This is a genomic window from Kineosporia babensis (assembly GCF_021129305.1).
In the GTDB taxonomy this organism is placed as follows: Bacteria; Actinomycetota; Actinomycetes; order Actinomycetales; family Kineosporiaceae; genus Kineosporia; species Kineosporia babensis.
Map to the genome: position 1 here is coordinate 608,005 of NZ_JAJOMB010000001.1, position 15,187 is coordinate 623,191.

General features: G+C 68.0%; 12 protein-coding genes. 5 read left to right on the top strand and 7 right to left on the bottom strand.

The genetic code is table 11. The features are described 5' to 3' along the window. Positions 1 to 18: 18 nt before the first annotated feature. Both LR394_RS02825 and LR394_RS02830 read right to left on the bottom strand, forming a co-directional pair. Complete coding sequence (locus LR394_RS02825; protein ID WP_231438732.1) at positions 19 to 1,215, bottom strand: hypothetical protein; 1,197 nt, start codon at positions 1,213 to 1,215, stop codon at positions 19 to 21. A gap of 187 nt (positions 1,216 to 1,402) precedes the next feature. Further along, positions 1,403 to 2,590 (bottom strand): hypothetical protein, encoded by a 1,188-nt coding sequence (locus LR394_RS02830; RefSeq protein WP_231438733.1) that lies wholly within the window; start codon positions 2,588 to 2,590, stop codon positions 1,403 to 1,405. 362 nt (positions 2,591 to 2,952) lie between these two features. Here LR394_RS02830 and LR394_RS02835 point away from each other — a divergent pair, with 362 nt between their 5' ends. Beyond that, positions 2,953 to 4,431, top strand: a complete 1,479-nt coding sequence (locus LR394_RS02835; RefSeq protein WP_231438734.1) for an acetyl-CoA carboxylase carboxyltransferase subunit alpha/beta — start codon at positions 2,953 to 2,955, stop codon at positions 4,429 to 4,431. 124 nt (positions 4,432 to 4,555) lie between these two features. After that, a complete protein-coding gene (locus LR394_RS02840; protein WP_231438735.1) occupies positions 4,556 to 6,811 on the top strand; it encodes a (Fe-S)-binding protein in 2,256 nt (751 codons plus the stop codon). Positions 6,812 to 6,978: 167 nt separating this feature from the next. Here LR394_RS02840 and csrA read toward each other — a convergent pair whose 3' ends face one another. From csrA to LR394_RS02865, 5 genes are all read right to left on the bottom strand, one after another. Continuing rightward, complete coding sequence (csrA, locus tag LR394_RS41185) at positions 6,979 to 7,536, bottom strand: carbon storage regulator CsrA (RefSeq protein WP_331283036.1); 558 nt, start codon at positions 7,534 to 7,536, stop codon at positions 6,979 to 6,981. Positions 7,537 to 7,638: 102 nt separating this feature from the next. Continuing rightward, a complete protein-coding gene (locus LR394_RS02850; RefSeq protein WP_231438736.1) occupies positions 7,639 to 8,067 on the bottom strand; it encodes a flagellar assembly protein FliW in 429 nt (142 codons plus the stop codon). Positions 8,068 to 8,153: 86 nt separating this feature from the next. Beyond that, positions 8,154 to 9,011 (bottom strand): flagellin N-terminal helical domain-containing protein, encoded by an 858-nt coding sequence (locus LR394_RS02855; protein ID WP_231438737.1) that lies wholly within the window; start codon positions 9,009 to 9,011, stop codon positions 8,154 to 8,156. A gap of 4 nt (positions 9,012 to 9,015) precedes the next feature. Continuing rightward, a complete protein-coding gene (gene flgK, locus LR394_RS02860; protein ID WP_231438738.1) occupies positions 9,016 to 10,434 on the bottom strand; it encodes a flagellar hook-associated protein FlgK in 1,419 nt (472 codons plus the stop codon). 4 nt (positions 10,435 to 10,438) lie between these two features. Beyond that, positions 10,439 to 10,936: a flagellar protein FlgN gene (locus LR394_RS02865; protein WP_231438739.1), complete on the bottom strand. Its 498-nt coding sequence runs from the start codon at positions 10,934 to 10,936 to the stop codon at positions 10,439 to 10,441. 342 nt (positions 10,937 to 11,278) lie between these two features. Here LR394_RS02865 and LR394_RS02870 point away from each other — a divergent pair, with 342 nt between their 5' ends. From LR394_RS02870 to fliD, 3 genes are all read left to right on the top strand, one after another. After that, entirely contained in the window at positions 11,279 to 12,175 is an 897-nt protein-coding gene (locus LR394_RS02870; RefSeq protein ID WP_231438740.1) for a sigma-70 family RNA polymerase sigma factor, read from the top strand. 151 nt (positions 12,176 to 12,326) lie between these two features. After that, entirely contained in the window at positions 12,327 to 13,142 is an 816-nt protein-coding gene (locus LR394_RS02875; protein ID WP_269328482.1) for a flagellin N-terminal helical domain-containing protein, read from the top strand. 139 nt (positions 13,143 to 13,281) lie between these two features. Further along, positions 13,282 to 15,186 (top strand): flagellar filament capping protein FliD, encoded by a 1,905-nt coding sequence (gene fliD / locus LR394_RS02880; protein WP_231438741.1) that lies wholly within the window; start codon positions 13,282 to 13,284, stop codon positions 15,184 to 15,186. Position 15,187: the final 1 nt, after the last annotated feature.

Below are 15,187 nucleotides of genomic sequence, written 5' to 3' on the forward strand. Positions count from 1 at the left end.
CTGCAGCGAGAGATTCGATCAGAGACCGCTACCGAGCCCGGAGGCGAAGGTGTCGGCCGGGATCAGGCCCATGATGCCCTTGATGTCGACCGCGGTGGCGTCGCCCGGGATCTCGACCGGGGCGGCCTTCGGGTCGACGTCCACGTCGATGGTGAAAGTCGTACCCTCGACCGGCTTCTCCAGCGCCTGGGTCATGTCGAAGCTGACCCCGCCGAGGCTGCCGTCCTTGACGAACACGTCGAGGTCGACGCTGTCGCTCGCGGAGATCTCCTTGATGCTGTCGCGGATGTCGCCGCCGGTCTTCTCACCGAAGATCGCGATCAGGTCTTCCTGGGTGGCCTCGGCCACCTTCTTGATCGGGACGGTGACCCGGTAGCCGTCGCCCTTCTCGTTGCCGTCGATCTCGGTGACCTCGGAGTCGGCCTCGATCGAGGCGTACAGCGCCTCGGCGAAGTCCTGCACCTTGGCCTGGTCGACCGCGGGAGTGGCGGCCTCCTTCGGCAGCATGTCGCTCAGACCCTGCTCGTCGAGCAGCTTCACCGTCTCGACCAGGTCCAGCGAGACCCACTTGCCCTCGAGCACGGCCTTGGCCGGGGTGGCCATGACCGGCGGCAGCTGGCCGAGCATCGCCTGCGCCTGGCTGACGTCGCCCAGTTCGCCCAGTTCGGCGACCTTCTCGGCGTCGGCACGCAGGTAGAGCAGACCGTCCTTGGCCGCCAGGTCGAACAGGTTCGCGTCGTCCTGCGAGAGCGACATGCTGAACGAGCCGGCGTCCTTGAGGGACTTCTCCACCACCGCCGGGTCGAAGAACTCGGCGACGGTCTGCGGGCCGGCGTTGACCTGGGTCAGGTCACCCAGCGTCTTGCCTTCGGGCAGCGTCTGGGCGAACGTCGCCTTACCGCCCAGAAGCGACTCCAGCTCCTTGATGTCGGCGCGGGTGAACGCGTCCTCGCCGGTCTTCGGCTGCGCGGCGGCGATCTTCTTCAGGTCTTCGGGCGTGCTGTTCACCGCGAGCGTGTAGCCGATGCTGTTGCTCTGCTGCAGAGTGTCCAGCGCAGCGACGACCTTTTCCTTGGGCGTGCTCGCGGCGGACGTGGTCTGGTCGGCACCCGAACCGTTTTCGCCGTCCGCCGAGTCGGAGCCCGAGCCGCACCCGGTGAGGACCAGGGCGGCGGACAGGCCGAGGCCGGCGAAAGTCGTGAGGGTGGAACGCATGGCCAATTCTCATCCTTGCTAGTCGTTTCGATCCTGAATCGGACGCTAGCGAAAATTTTCACAGTTGGCACATAGTTTGCGTTTTTACCCCAATGCTCCCTGATCACGATTTGACCATGGCCGCGCCAGACCCGGCGCAAAACGCGAGCGGACCGGAACCCGTAAGGGTTCCGGTCCGCGACAGGCGTTACAGACCGGCGCTGCCGCCGGCCAGGCCGGCGAGCGAGTCGGCCGGGATCAGGTTGAAGATGCCCTTGACGTCGACCGCGGTGGCGTTGCCCGGCACCTGGACGGCGCCGGCGTTCGCGTCCACCCCGAGGTTGACCGCGAAGGTGGCGTCCTCGACCGGCTTGTCCAGGAACTGGATCAGGTCGAGGTTGATGCCGCTGAGCTTGTCGTCCTTGACGAAGACCTCGACATTGACGTCCTTGTCCGGCATCTCCTGGATGGAGTCGCGGATGTCGTCGGCCGACTCCTGGCCGACCACGGCGATCAGGTCGTCCTGCACCGAGGTGGCGATCTTCTTGGCCGGGACGGTGACCTGGTAGCCGTCGCCCTGGTCGCCGCCGTCGATCTCGGTGACCGTGGCGTCGGCCTCGAAGGAGGCGCTCAGCGAGTCGATGAAGGCCTGGACCTTGGCCTCGTCGACGGTGGGGCTCACCGTCTCGGTGGGCAGCTGGTCCAGCACACCCTGCTCGTCGAGGATCTTGACGGTGGCGATCAGGTCGAGCGAGACCCACTCACCGTCGAGCAGCTTCTGCACCGGGGTGGCGATCACCGGCGGCAGCTGGCCGAGCTGGGACTCCAGTGCGGAGGCGTTCTGCTCGGCCAGTTCGGCGATCTTGTCCACGTCGGCGCGGACGTAGACCACGCCGTCCTTGGTGACGAACTCGAAGAGGCCGGACTCGTCCAGGACGACCGACATCGCGAACGAGCCCTGACCCTTGAGGGCGGCCTCGAGCGCGGCCGGGTCCTTCAGCAGGGCCTGCGCGTCCTGGTTGGCCGTGGACTCCTTGGTGAGGTCACCGAACGTCTTGCCGTCCGGCGCGCTCATGTTCATGGTGACCTTGCCGGCCAGGACCTTCTCGATGGCCTGCTGGTCACTGGCGTCGATCTTGTCGTCGGCGTCCTGCGCGGCGTTGATCTTCTCGATGTCCGCCACCGAACTGTCCAGCTTCAGGGTGAAGCCGGCGTTGGACGAGTCGTTCAGGGCCTGGAAGGCCGAGACCACCTTGTCCTTCGGCGTGCCGCCACCGTTGTCCGAACCGGAACCGGAGTCACCGGAACCGCCCGAACTCGATCCGCAGCCGCTGATCCCGACCGCGGCCGCCAGGCCGAAGCCTGCGAATGCCATGACTTTGGAACGCGTGGTCACTACCCCACCCCTTGTTCTGGATTACTGCTTCGGTTCTTACGTTGCCGATCTGCTGACCACCCCGTTCGGTACCCGACCGTAGCGGACGGATACGACAGCCCGGCACAACTACCGCCCAACGGGCAGTTTCCGAGGCCGGTTCGTTTTCCGGACCGCAATCGGTGGTCTCCTTCGCAGGTTTCGGCGCAGCGTGTTGCAGACGCGGACGGAAGTACCTGGCGTTGCATCGGATCGCCGGTTCTTTTAGGTGACCCCAGAACTACCGTCCGGTTCGGCGGCCACCCGGATGCCGGACGTCCACTATTCAGATAGTGGACAATTTGCGCTTTTTCGCAAGTGCAGCGCGGTTGCACACTGGTCGGGTGCGAGCTCACGAACTGATTGCGCAGATCCTGGACCCGGGTAGCTGGACCTCCTGGGACACCCCGGCGCAGCATCACCGGTACACAACGATCGACGATGCGTACGCCGCGGCCCTGGAAGCAGCCCGCGAGCGCAGTGGCCTGGACGAGTCGCTGGTCACCGGCGAAGGCCGGCTCGACGGACGGCCGGTGGCGCTGGTCGTAGGCGATTTCTCGTTCCTCGGCGGCTCGATCGGGGTGGCTACCGCCGAGCGTTTCGTGGCGGCGGCCGACATCGCTCGCGAGCGCCGGCTGCCGTTGATCGCCTCCCCCGCATCGGGCGGTACCCGGATGCAGGAGGGCACGGTCGCTTTTCTTCAGATGGTGAAGATTTCGGCGGCAGTAGCGGCACATCGTGCCGCGGGACTGCCCTATCTGGTCTACCTCCGGAATCCGACCATGGGAGGCGTGCTGGCTTCCTGGGGGATGCTCGGGCACGTGTGCGCGGCGGAACCGGGGGCGCTGATCGGTTTCCTTGGGCCGAAGGTGTTCGAGGCACTGAACGGGGAGCCGTTTCCCGAGGGGGTGCAGACCGCGGAGAACCTGTTCCGCCACGGCCTGATCGATGCAGTGGTCGGGCCCGAGGAGCTGCGCACCGTGGCCATCTCGGCGCTGAGCGTCCTGGCCGCCCCCAAGACCGACAACCCAGGCCGCCAACCAGAACACGTCACGTCCGATCCGGACGAGCTACCGGACGTACCGGCCTGGGAGTCGATCGTCCGCTCCCGTGATCCGCAACGGCCAGGAGTACGGGAACTGCTGGAGGTCGCGGCCAACACCGTGGTACCGCTGAACGGCACCGGGCAGGGCGAGGCCGACCCGGCGATGCTGCTGGCCCTGGCCCGGTTCGGCAACGCGGGCTGCGTGGTGCTGGGGCACGATCGTGGCACTGCGATCGGGCCGGCCGGTCTGCGGGAGGCTCGGCGGGGCATGCGCCTGGCCGCGGAACTGGGCCTGCCGCTGGTCTCGATCGTGGACACGGCCGGGGCCGCGCTCTCCCGGGAGGCGGAGGAAGGTGGCCTGGCCGGGGAGATCGCTCGGTCCCTGGCCGACCTGACCACCTTGTCCGCGCCCACCGTGTGCCTGGTCCTGGGGCAGGGAGCGGGCGGAATGGCGCTGGCCCTGCTGCCTGCCGACCGAGTCGTGGCCGCGCAGCACGGCTGGATCTCGCCGCTGCCGCCGGAAGGGGCGGCGCAGATTCTCTACCGGGCCCCGGACCGGGCGCCGGAGCTCGCCCACGCCCAGGGGGTGCGCTCGCGTGACCTGCTGCGCAACCGGATCGTGGACACGGTGGTGCGTGAGTTCTCGGACGACGACCCGGATGCGTTCCTGCGCCGGGTGGGCGGCGTACTGGAACATGAGGTGCTGCGGGTGCGGCAGGCCGATCCGGACGAACGGATGACCCGCCGGCTGCAGCGCTACCGTCAGATCGGCATGTGAGACTTGGGTCACAGTACGGGTGAATGCCCGCGGTTCCGGCGTCCGTAAGCTGGATCCGCATCACACCGACGCGCGCCCCCGGCCCGGAAGCCGGGCGCGTATCCCGACAGGAGTACCACCCCGGATGAACACTCCGCTCCAGATCGCGGTCATCGTGGTGAGCCTTGCCATGACCGTGGCGGGGGTCGCTCTGCTGGCCCGTGCCGTCAACCGCTTCGTGCAGGTGATCCGCCTCGGCGAGCCGGACCGATCACGCACGAACGAGCCGGTGGCGCGCAGCACCACGCTGGTGCGGGAGTTCCTGGGGCACACCCGGATGGCGCGGCTGCCGGTGGTGGCGATCGCCCACTGGTTCACCATGGTCAGCTTCGGTTTCCTGTTCCTGACCCTGGTCACCGCGTACGGCCAGATCTTCGACCCGCACTTCCGGCTGCCGCTGCTCGGTTCGTTCCTGCCGTTCGAGTGGGTCACCGAGCTGATCTCGGTGGCCGGCCTGGCCGGGATCATCCTGCTGATCGCGGTGCGGCAGAAGCAGCACCCGCGCAGCCAGGGGCGCTCCAGCCGGTTCTTCGGCTCCACCTTCTGGCAGGCCTACTTCGTCGAGCTGGTCATCCTCGGCGTGGTGATCTGCATCCTGCTGCTGCGCGGCCTGGAGTACGCGCTGGACCCCAGCGCCCTGCACTTCCCGCTGGGCCAGCTGATCGGGGCGGGTTTCACCGGCCTGTCCGAGAGCACGCTGGAGAACCTGATCGTGCTGATCGCCGGGATCAAGATCGCGATCTCGATGTCCTGGGCGATCACGATCGGGCTGAACACCACGATGGGGGTGGCCTGGCACCGGTTCCTGGCCTTCCCGAACATCTGGTTCAAGCGCAATCCCACGCCGACCCGGGTCAACGACAGCACCACGAGCCTGGGCCCGCTGCAGCCGATCTCGATCAACGGCGAGGTGCTCGACTTCGAGAAGGCCGACGAGCTGGACGAAGACGCGGCGCTCGGGGTCGGCGCGGTGGAGAAGTTCACCTGGAAGGGGCTTCTGGACTTCTCCACCTGCACCGAGTGCGGGCGCTGCCAGTCGCAGTGCCCGGCCTGGAACACCGACAAGCCACTCTCGCCCAAGCTGCTGATCATGTCGCTGCGCGACCACGCCTACGCCAAGGCGCCCTGGCTGCTGGCCTCGGAGGAAGCCCGCAAGGAGGCCGAGAACGGCCCGGACCTGCTGAAGGCGGCCCAGAGCATCGCCGAGCGCCCGCTGATCGGGGCCACCGGCTACGAGCTGGAGAACCCGCTGGGCGCGTACGACGCCGAAGGCGGCGTGATCGACCCGGACGTGCTGTGGTCGTGCGTGACCTGCGGCGCCTGCGTGGAGCAGTGCCCGGTGGACATCGAGCACGTGGACCACATCGTGGACATGCGCCGCTACCAGGTGCTGATCGAGTCGGCGTTCCCGAACGAGCTGAACGGCCTGTTCAAGAACCTCGAGAAGAACGCCAACCCGTGGGGCCTGAAGCCGCGACTGCGGATGGACTGGGCCAAGAAGCTGCCCTTCGAGGTCAAGCAGGTCGGCACCGACATCGAGGACCTCACCGAGGTCGAGTACCTGTTCTGGGTGGGCTGCGCCGGGGCCTACGAGGACCGGCAGAAGAAGACCACGGTCGCGATCGCCACCCTGCTGAACGAGGCCGGGGTGGACTTCGCGGTGCTGGGCGACGGTGAGGCCTGCACCGGCGACTCGGCCCGGCGCTCGGGCAACGAGTTCCTGTTCCAGCAGCTGGCGGCCCAGAACGTCGAGGTGCTGAACGAGTCCAAGGCCAAGAAGATCGTGGTCTCCTGCGCGCACTGCTTCAACACCATCCAGAACGAGTACCCGCAGCTGGGTGGGCACTACGAGGTGGTGCACCACACCCAGTTGCTGAACCGCCTGGTCCGGGAGAAGAAGCTGACCCCGGTGGCGCCGGTCGATTCGCCGGCCGGGGGCAGCACCAGTGCAGCGACTTACCACGACCCCTGCTACATCGGCCGGCACAACGGCATCTACGAACCGCCGCGCGAGCTGATCGGTTCGCTGCCCGGGATCGAGTTGCGCGAGATGCCGCGCAGTCAGGAACGCTCCTTCTGCTGCGGCGCCGGCGGGGCCCGGATGTGGATGGAGGAGAAGCTCGGCAAGCGGATCAACACCACCCGCACCGAGGAGGCGGTCGGTACCGGAGCCGACACCATCGCCGTCGGCTGCCCGTTCTGCCACGTGATGCTCTCCGACGGCCTCACCGCCAAGAAGTCCGAAGGCGCTGCCCGCGATGAGGTTCAGGTTCTCGACGTGGCGCAGATGCTGCTCGCGGCGGTCCAGAGAGGTAAGGCAACGGACGAGGTGGCTGGGTAGGTCACAGACCCCTGGCTGACGGGGGCCCGGCTTCCAGAACCGGTCCCCCAACGACCGGTGTGCCAAGAGCAACCGGTGCGCACACCGTCCAAAAGCAGTGAAAACAAGCCGCCCGGCCCGGGAGAACCCGGACCGGGCGGCTTGCTGTTCACGAGAGGTGATGACCTTCAGACGCCTTCGGCGTCGGTCTCCTCGGCGGGTGTGCCGGGCCTCGGGATCGGACCGATCGGCCCGGGTTTGGGTACCCCCGACCGGGGTGGCGCGGGAACGGGCCGTGATGCCCGCATGGTCCGGACACCCCGCTGTTCGTGCTGGCTCGTTCCTCGGGCAGGTGGTGTCGGCACCGGGCGCGACGCTGCACCTGATGCCGGCGGCCCGGCCGGGGCCGCTGACCCCGGCGTGGGCGGCTGGTTCGATGGCGAGCCGGGCGGTGGACCGGGTTTGGGCGTCGACGACCGGCCCGAACCACCGTTACGCCGTTGGGGAACCACCGGGCGCGCAAGTCTGCGCAACCGTTCGGCGACCTCCTCAAGGCTTTCCCCGGAGGACGCCGCGGCCGCGTTGGCGGCCTGGACCTCGGCGTAGACCTCGGCGCGATGCACCTGGATGCTGCGCGGGGCCTCGATCCCGAGGCGCACTGTGTCTCCCCGTACGTCGAGGACCACGACTCGCACGTCGTCCCCGATCACGATGCTCTCGCCGGCTCGGCGGGTCAGTACCAGCACCGCGGCTCCCTCCCTGGACCCCGTTGGGCCGCGAACAGCAAGGGGCCGCGACCACGGCCGATTTCGGGCCGTGAGGAGAGGCTAGCGGATAGTAAGCACCGATCAACCCAGTGGCGCGCGCACCGGCCAGTCCGAGCCGGTCAGGATCACCTGAGCCGCGGCCCGGTTCTTCGCGTTGATCACCATCGGCGCCAGCAGGTTCGCGGTGGTGGTCTTGGCGTCCTCGCCGGGCGTGAGCACGGTGAGGATCAAGGCGTCCGCGGCCGACTCCAGCCCCAGTTGCTCGCAGTCCTCGTCATCGAGCTCGACCACGTAGTCGCTGAAGAAGATCGCCGGCGTCGTCACAACGAAACGAACATCCGGACGCTCCAGACTACGCAGCTCCGAGATCAGGCTCTCCCGGTCGTCGATCCGGGCCAGCGCGAAGTGCCGCAAATCGCTGAACCCGGGAATCGGCCGGACGAAATTGATCTCTGGGACGTCAGTCCTTGCTGTCCCGGAATTGCTGTTGGTGAGAAGAGCAGGATGCATGGACCTGTCACCCCATCCTGGCGCCCGGGCGAGCCGGGGCACCTCTCGGCAACGATGCGCGCTTTTGCGCGCACCCTTTCTGGTGGTTACTGCAGGAAATCGAGGAGGGACGTCTGGTTGATCCGGGCAGTCACGCCCAGGGCGGCCTGGTAGGCCACCTGCTGCGAGGAGAACTTGGTGAGGACCTCGGCGAAGTCCACGTCCTCGTTCTGCGCCAGCGACACGGTGAGGTCGTTGTTCTGCTTGGCGATCGCGCTCACGCTGGAGGTGACGCGGTTCTGCACCGCACCCACCCGGCCGGTGGCGGTGATCACCTGGTCCATCAGGCCGTCGAGGTCGCCCAGCCGGTCGGCGGCGGTGCCGTCGAGGATGCCGGCCGAGATGTCGTCCAGCAGCGCGCTGAACTCGCCTGCGCCGATGGAGGTTCCGTCGACGTCCACCCGGACGGTGGAGGAGGCGTTCAGCCGGACCAGGACCGCGTTGCCGTCACCGGTGTAGTTGCCGTCGGCGTCCACCGCCCCGACCGCCGAGGTGCCGCCGAAGATCGAGCGGCCCTGGTACTGGGTGTTGTACAGGCCCTGCAGCTCGCCCTTGATCTGCTCGACCTGAGCCGAAAGAGCCGATCGGGACTGCTGACTGGAGGTGCCCGCGGTGGCCACGACGTTGCTGCGCACCTGATTGAGCCGGGAGAAGATCGACTGCAGGGTGCTGTCGACCGTGCCCAGCTGGCCGTTGGCGTAGTCGGCGCTGCGGGCGTACTGGACGTTGGCGGCCTGCTGATTGCGCAGCTGCATCGAGATGGCAGCGGCGGTCGGGTCGTCGCTGGGCTTGTTGACCCGTTTGCCGCTGGCCGCCTGCTCCTGCAGCTTGTTGGTCGCGGTCATGCTCGCCTGGATCTGGGCCAGAGACTGGTTCATCTGGCCGAGCGTGGTCACCCTAGCCATGTCGTCACACCATTCCGATCAGAGTCTGGAGCATTTCGTTGGCCGCGCTGATCACCCGGGAGTTCGCCTGGAACGAGCGCTGGAACAGGATCATGTTGGTGAGCTCCTCGTTCAGGTCGACCCCGGACTCCGAGTCGACCGCCGCCTGAGCGGTCGCGACCACGCCGGCCTGCGACTCGATCGCAGTGTTCAGGCTCTGCAACCGGGTACCGATCCCCGTGACCATCCGGGCGTACTGCGACTGCGGTGACTCCGCCCCGCCGAGCGCGGCCGAGGCCTCGCTGTCGCGCACCAGGTCACCGAGCTTCAGGGCGTTCGACCCGTCCACCGAAGCTCCGGCCTGGGACGAGATGGCTAGTTCTTCGGGCGAAGTGACCGCCACCGTGAGCCCCTTGGCCCCTTCACCGGCGAAGAACTCCCCACCTGGAGTACCGTCGAACGTGTAACCCGAGCTGTGAACGGAGTTCACCGCGTCGCGGATACCGTTCGCCACGATGTCCAGCCGACCGCTGATCTCCGGTAGGTCGGTGTTCAGGGCCGAGAGCACGCCGGCCGCCTGGCCCCCGGACGGGGATGCCTTCACCGTGCCGATCATCAGCGAGGGCGGGTTCGTCCCGGACTCCTCGATGGTGTTCGCCCCGCCCACCGTCATCGTGTTGGTGGCCGGGCCGGAAACCAGGGTGACGCCGGAGACCGCCACCTGCACCGAGCCGTTGTCCAGCGGGGTGGCGGTGGCGCCGGTCAGCCGGACGATGTCGGTGACGGCGGAATCCCGCTGGTCCAGCAGGGCATTGATGTTGTTGCCGCCGGCCGTGCCCTGCATGATCTGCTGGTTCAGCTCGGCGACCTTGGTGGCGGCCGCATTGACCTGCTCGACGATGCCTTCCAGGTTGGCGTACTGGTTGCCGAACTCCTCGGCCACGCCCTGGGAAAGGCTGTTCAGCTGAGTGGCGATCGAGATCGCGTCCTCGATCACCACCCCGGCGGCGGCGCCGTTCAGGGCCGCCCCGCCGTTCGAGCTGCCGGTGGTGGGATTGTTCCCGAGAGTGGTCCAGCTCTGGTAGAACTCGGTGATCCCGGCCTGCAGGCCGGTGTCCCCCGGCTCCTGCAGCAGGCCCTGGATGTTGTCCAGCGGTGCGGCCTGGGCCTCGAGCGCTTCCTGCTTGCCCACCGCGCTGTTCAGCGCCGCCGTCTTGAAGGTGCTCGAGATCCGTTCCACCCCGGTCACCTTCACGCCCATGAACTGAGCGCTGTTGCCGGTGTAGACGTTGGTCCCCGGCGCCGTCTGCTGACTCTCCAGAATCGCCCGCTGGCGGACATATCCGGGAGTGGCGGCGTTGGCAATGTTCTGACTGACCACATTCAGGGCCTGCTGGGAGGCCTGCAACCCGGTCAATCCGTTGCCCAGGATGTTGAAACTCATGTGATCACAGCACCCGATCGATGACAGCGGGCATGCGCCCGGTAACTGGATCGGCATGGCCGGTCGCGTCGTAGCCCACCGCCTGGTGCGGGGAGAGCGAACCGAGGGAATTCATTGCGGCCTCGACCAGCGCCATGCCGCTGCTGATCATGGTCTTGTTGGCATCGGCCAGGGCGTGCAACTCGGCGGTGAGCGCGATCAGGGCCGCCCGGTGCTCCAGCAGGACCCCGGTCCACGGCGGCTGGGCCGCCGCGGCCAGGTCGGACAGCCCGCTGCCGGCCGGCAGACCGAGCTCGGCCGAGGCCCGGTCTGCCGTCTCCCCCCGCTGCAGTTCCAGCACCTGGAGATCCTCGACGACGGTTTCCACCTCGGACACGGCGAACGCGATGCGGTTCATCCGGCCGGCCGCGAGCAGGAGCTGCTCGCACTCCAGGCGGTAGCACAGCCGTTCGATCAGTTCGCGCTGGCGCCAGAGCACCGCGGCAAGATCGGGAAGGCTCATCGGGAGATCTCCAAAGAAGGCGTCTTCTGCACGGCAGAAAGCGGTTCAGGTATTCGATCGGCCCCCGGAGCAGGATCCTGACCGCGGCGGTGATCCGGTCACCCGCTTGGCGGCTTCCCTTTCACCGGTGGTGCGGTCCGTTCGTCCGGACGCTTGCAAAGCCTGTCGGCATCCGGGTGGCGGACCTGAGCCCGGCGGGTCAGCCAATCGCAGCAACCGCCGCACGAGCGTGCTCACAGGCACTGCTCCAGCCGGGTCCGGCCGGTTGCTCCGAGGGGGTGCAATGCCGGAAAACCCCTGTAGGACAGTCGAGCCGAAGGTCGTGCCGGTCGAAGACCAAGCGTGGCCGAACTTCCTAACTCACCCCAGCCGGCCGGCAAACCCGCCTCGCCCCGTACGGCGGCCGAGGTGGAGGCGCTGGTCCGCGAGAACCTGCCCCTGGTCGGATACATCGCCAGGGAGACCTCGTCCCGCCTGCCGCGGCACCTGGATTCCGACGATCTCACCGGGGCCGGGGCACTGGCACTGGTGCAGGCGGCGCAGTCCTTCGACCCCAGCCTGGGCGTGCCGTTCGCCCGGTTCGCGAACACCCGGATCCGCGGCGCGATGATCGACCAGATGCGTCAGCGGGACTGGGCCACCCGGTCGCTGCGCAGCCGGGCCCGGGCTCTGGCAGCCACTTCCGAGGCCCTCACCGTGGCGCTCGGGCGCACGCCGGCCGACAGCGAACTGGCGGCCGCCTCCGGTCTGACCGAGAGCGAGATCGGCGAGATCCGCGGTGGTCAGGACCGGGCCTCGCTGCTGTCGCTGGACTCGTTCACGCCCGAGGGCGAGGGCCTGGCGGCGACCCTGCGCGACCCGGCCCCGCAGCCGGAGGACGCTCTGGTGGCGGCCGAGCGGGTCGGGTACCTGCGCGATGCCATCGCCGAGTTGCCGGATCGGCTGCGGATGGTGGTCAGCGGGTACTACCTCGAGCAGCGGCCGCTCACCGAGCTGGCCACCGAGCTGAACGTGACCCAGTCGCGGGTCTCGCAGCTGCGGGCCGAGGGTCTGGAGCTGCTGCGCGAGGCCCTTTCGCGGCTGCTGGAGGCCGATGCCAAGGCCGGCCCGGGCGGGGCCAACGGGCAGGGCGCGCGCGGGCGGCGGCGGGACGCCTACGTGGACGCCGTGGCCCGGCGCTCCACGGTGAACCGGCGAGTTGACGTCGGGCGCTACCTGAGCTCCCTTTCCGACGTCTGAGGTCTCAATACCGCGCGCGCGGTAACCCGGACGGCCCCGGAATCAGAAATCTTCTCCGGAAACCCTTCAAGAGCGCGGCCGGAGCGCCGATGGAGCTGCTGTACCGGTCCACGGATGGATCGGGATTCGGCCCACACCAAGGAGGATCACCATGGGCATGTACGTCACCAGCAACATTGCGGCCCTCAACGCCTACCGTAACCTGAACGCGACCCAGACCAGCCAGGCCAGCTCACTCGAGAAGCTGTCCAGTGGTTACCGCATCAACCGTGCGGCTGACGACGCGGCCGGCCTGGCGATCTCGCAGGGCATGCAGGCGCAGATCGGTGGTCTCAATGTCGCCGTGCGTAACGCGCAGGACGCCATCAGCGTTGTCCAGACCGCTGACGGTTCCCTGAACGAGACGCAGGCCATCCTGCAGCGTATGCGTAACCTGGCCGTCCAGGCGGCCTCCACCGGATCGCAGGGCGCGAACGGTGCGAGCGCATCGCAGACCGAGTTCGACCAGCTGGCGCAGGAGATCACCCGTATCTCCGCGACCACGAAGTTCAACGGTCAGAACCTGCTGGATGGCTCCTACACGGGCACGTTCCAGATCGGTGCGAACAGCGGTGAGAACCTGACCGTCGGAATCAGCACCAACGTCGACGCCGCAACCCTGGGTGTCGACGCGATCGATCTGGCGACCGGCGCCGACGCGGCCATCGCGACCATCGACGACGCCCTGAACAGCGTGTCCACCACCCGCGCCACCCTGGGTGCTTACCAGAACCGGTTCCAGCACACGGTGACCAACCTGAACGTTGCGGTGGAGAACATGACCGCCTCCAACGCTCGGATCCAGGCCACCGACATGGCCTCGGAGATGGTGAGCTTCACCCAGGCGCAGATCCTGTCGCAGGCGGGTACCGCCATGCTGGCGCAGGCCAACCAGCAGCCGCAGAACATCCTGAAGCTGCTGCAGTGATCAGGGTCCGGGCAGTGACCTGAAAGGTCTTGCCCGGAGTCGTTTCACGAACGGAGATGGGCCGGGCGGGCAGAGTTCCTGCCCGGCCCATCCTCCATCGCCCCCGCCCTAGCACAGTGCACAGGAAGACCACGTTCCCATGGCATCAGCACCCACAGTCTCGTTCAGCGGTATCGCCTCCGGGATGGACACCGCCGGCATCATCAAGCAGCTGGTGGCCGTCCAGGGCAACCAGCAGACCCTGCTGAAGGACCAGCAGGCCACCCGCAACAGCGCCGTCAGTGCCTACAGCTCGATGCTCAGCGGCATCAGCACCACGGTCGGCCAGCTGAAGTCGCTGTCCAACACCAGTGCCTGGTCCACGACGGCGGCCACCTCTTCTTCCGCCGCGGTCACCGCGACCGCCACCGGGGGCGTCTCCAGCTCGCTCTCCTTCGACGTGAAGGCAGTGGCCCGGGCGCACACGATGATCTCGGACGGCTCGGTCGCCTCGACCGGGGCCAAGGTCGCCAGCACCGGTGAGATCACCCTCAAGACCGGTGGTTCCACCACCGGTACCAAGATCAATGTCGGCACCGGCTCACTGGGCGAGGTGGTCTCGGCGATCAACGGTGCGAACGCCGGCGTCACCGCCTCGGCCGTGCAGACCTCCCCCGGCAACTACCGGCTCCAGGTGGTCTCCAGCAGCACCGGTGAGGCCTCGAAGTTCGAGCTCGACGGCCTGTCCGGCTTCGCCGGCGGCACCGGAGCCACCACCGCCGGCAAGATGAAGGACCTCGTGGTCGGGGCCAACGCCACCATCGTGGTCGGCGCGGACCCAGACGACCCGGACGCCGGTTACGAGATCTCCTCCGCCACCAACACCTTCAACGACGTGGCCCAGGGCATCTCGTTCAGCGTCAGCAAGGTGGAGAGCGGGGTGACGGTCAGCAGCGCGGTCGACACCACCAAGGTCACCGACCAGATCTCCGGGGTGGTCACCAACCTCAACAACCTGCTGTCCTCGATCCAGACGAACACCGCCTGGGACCCGGCCACCAAGAAGGGCGGGCCGCTGCTGGGCGACAGCACGGTCCGCAACCTGCAGCAGCAGGTGCTGAGCACCGTCTCGTCGATGAACGCCCCCGGTCTGTCGGTGACCCAGGGCGGTCAGGTGCAGTTCGACAAGGCCGCGTTCGACACCGCGTTCAAGGCCGACCCGGCCGCCACCATGGCCGCCTGGGGTGCCGACTCATCGTTCACCGCCGCCTCCAGCTCGGTCGGCAGCGCGCGGTTCGTCAGCGCCGGCACCGCCACCCAGGCCGGCTCCTACGACGTGGCCGTCTCCACCCCCGCCAAGCCCGAGCAGTGGCAGGTCATCCCGCCCGGGACCGGCGTGGTGGGCCGGACTGTGGCCCTGATGCGGGCCGGTGGCAGCAGCAAGCTGGACTTCACCCTGGAGTCCGACGACATGGCGGCCGAGGCGGCCCGGCTGAACACCGCTCTGGCGCAGAAGAACATGGGCATGACTGCGAGCGTGGACAGCGGTGGCACCGGCATCGTCGTCAGCGCGCTCAACCCTGGCGCAGCCGGCGCCTTCACCGCCACCAACAACAGCGGCACCGCGTCCACCCAGATCCAGGCGGGCACCGACGTGGCCGGCACCATCGAAGGAATCGCTGCAACCGGCCGCGGCAACCTGCTCACCCTGCCGGTCGACGCCGACAGCCCGGCCAAGGGCCTGTCGGTCGCGGTGACCGCCTCCGGCGCAGGCAACGTCGGCACCCTGGACTACAAGCCGGGCGTGGCCCAGAGCCTGAGCCAGCTGCTCTCCCAGGTCAGCGACTCCGAGTCCGGCAGCCTGGTGCAGGCCCAGACCACGGCCAAGAACCAGGCCAAGGACCTGCAGACGCAGATCGACGCCTGGACCGACCGGCTCGAGGCCTACCGGGCCACCATCACGGCCAAGTTCACCGCGATGGAGACCTCGCTGCAGAGCCTCAAGGCCCAGCAGACCTCGCTGAGCAGCTTCTTCAGCGCCGCCGAGGCCAACTCGAAGGCCTGAT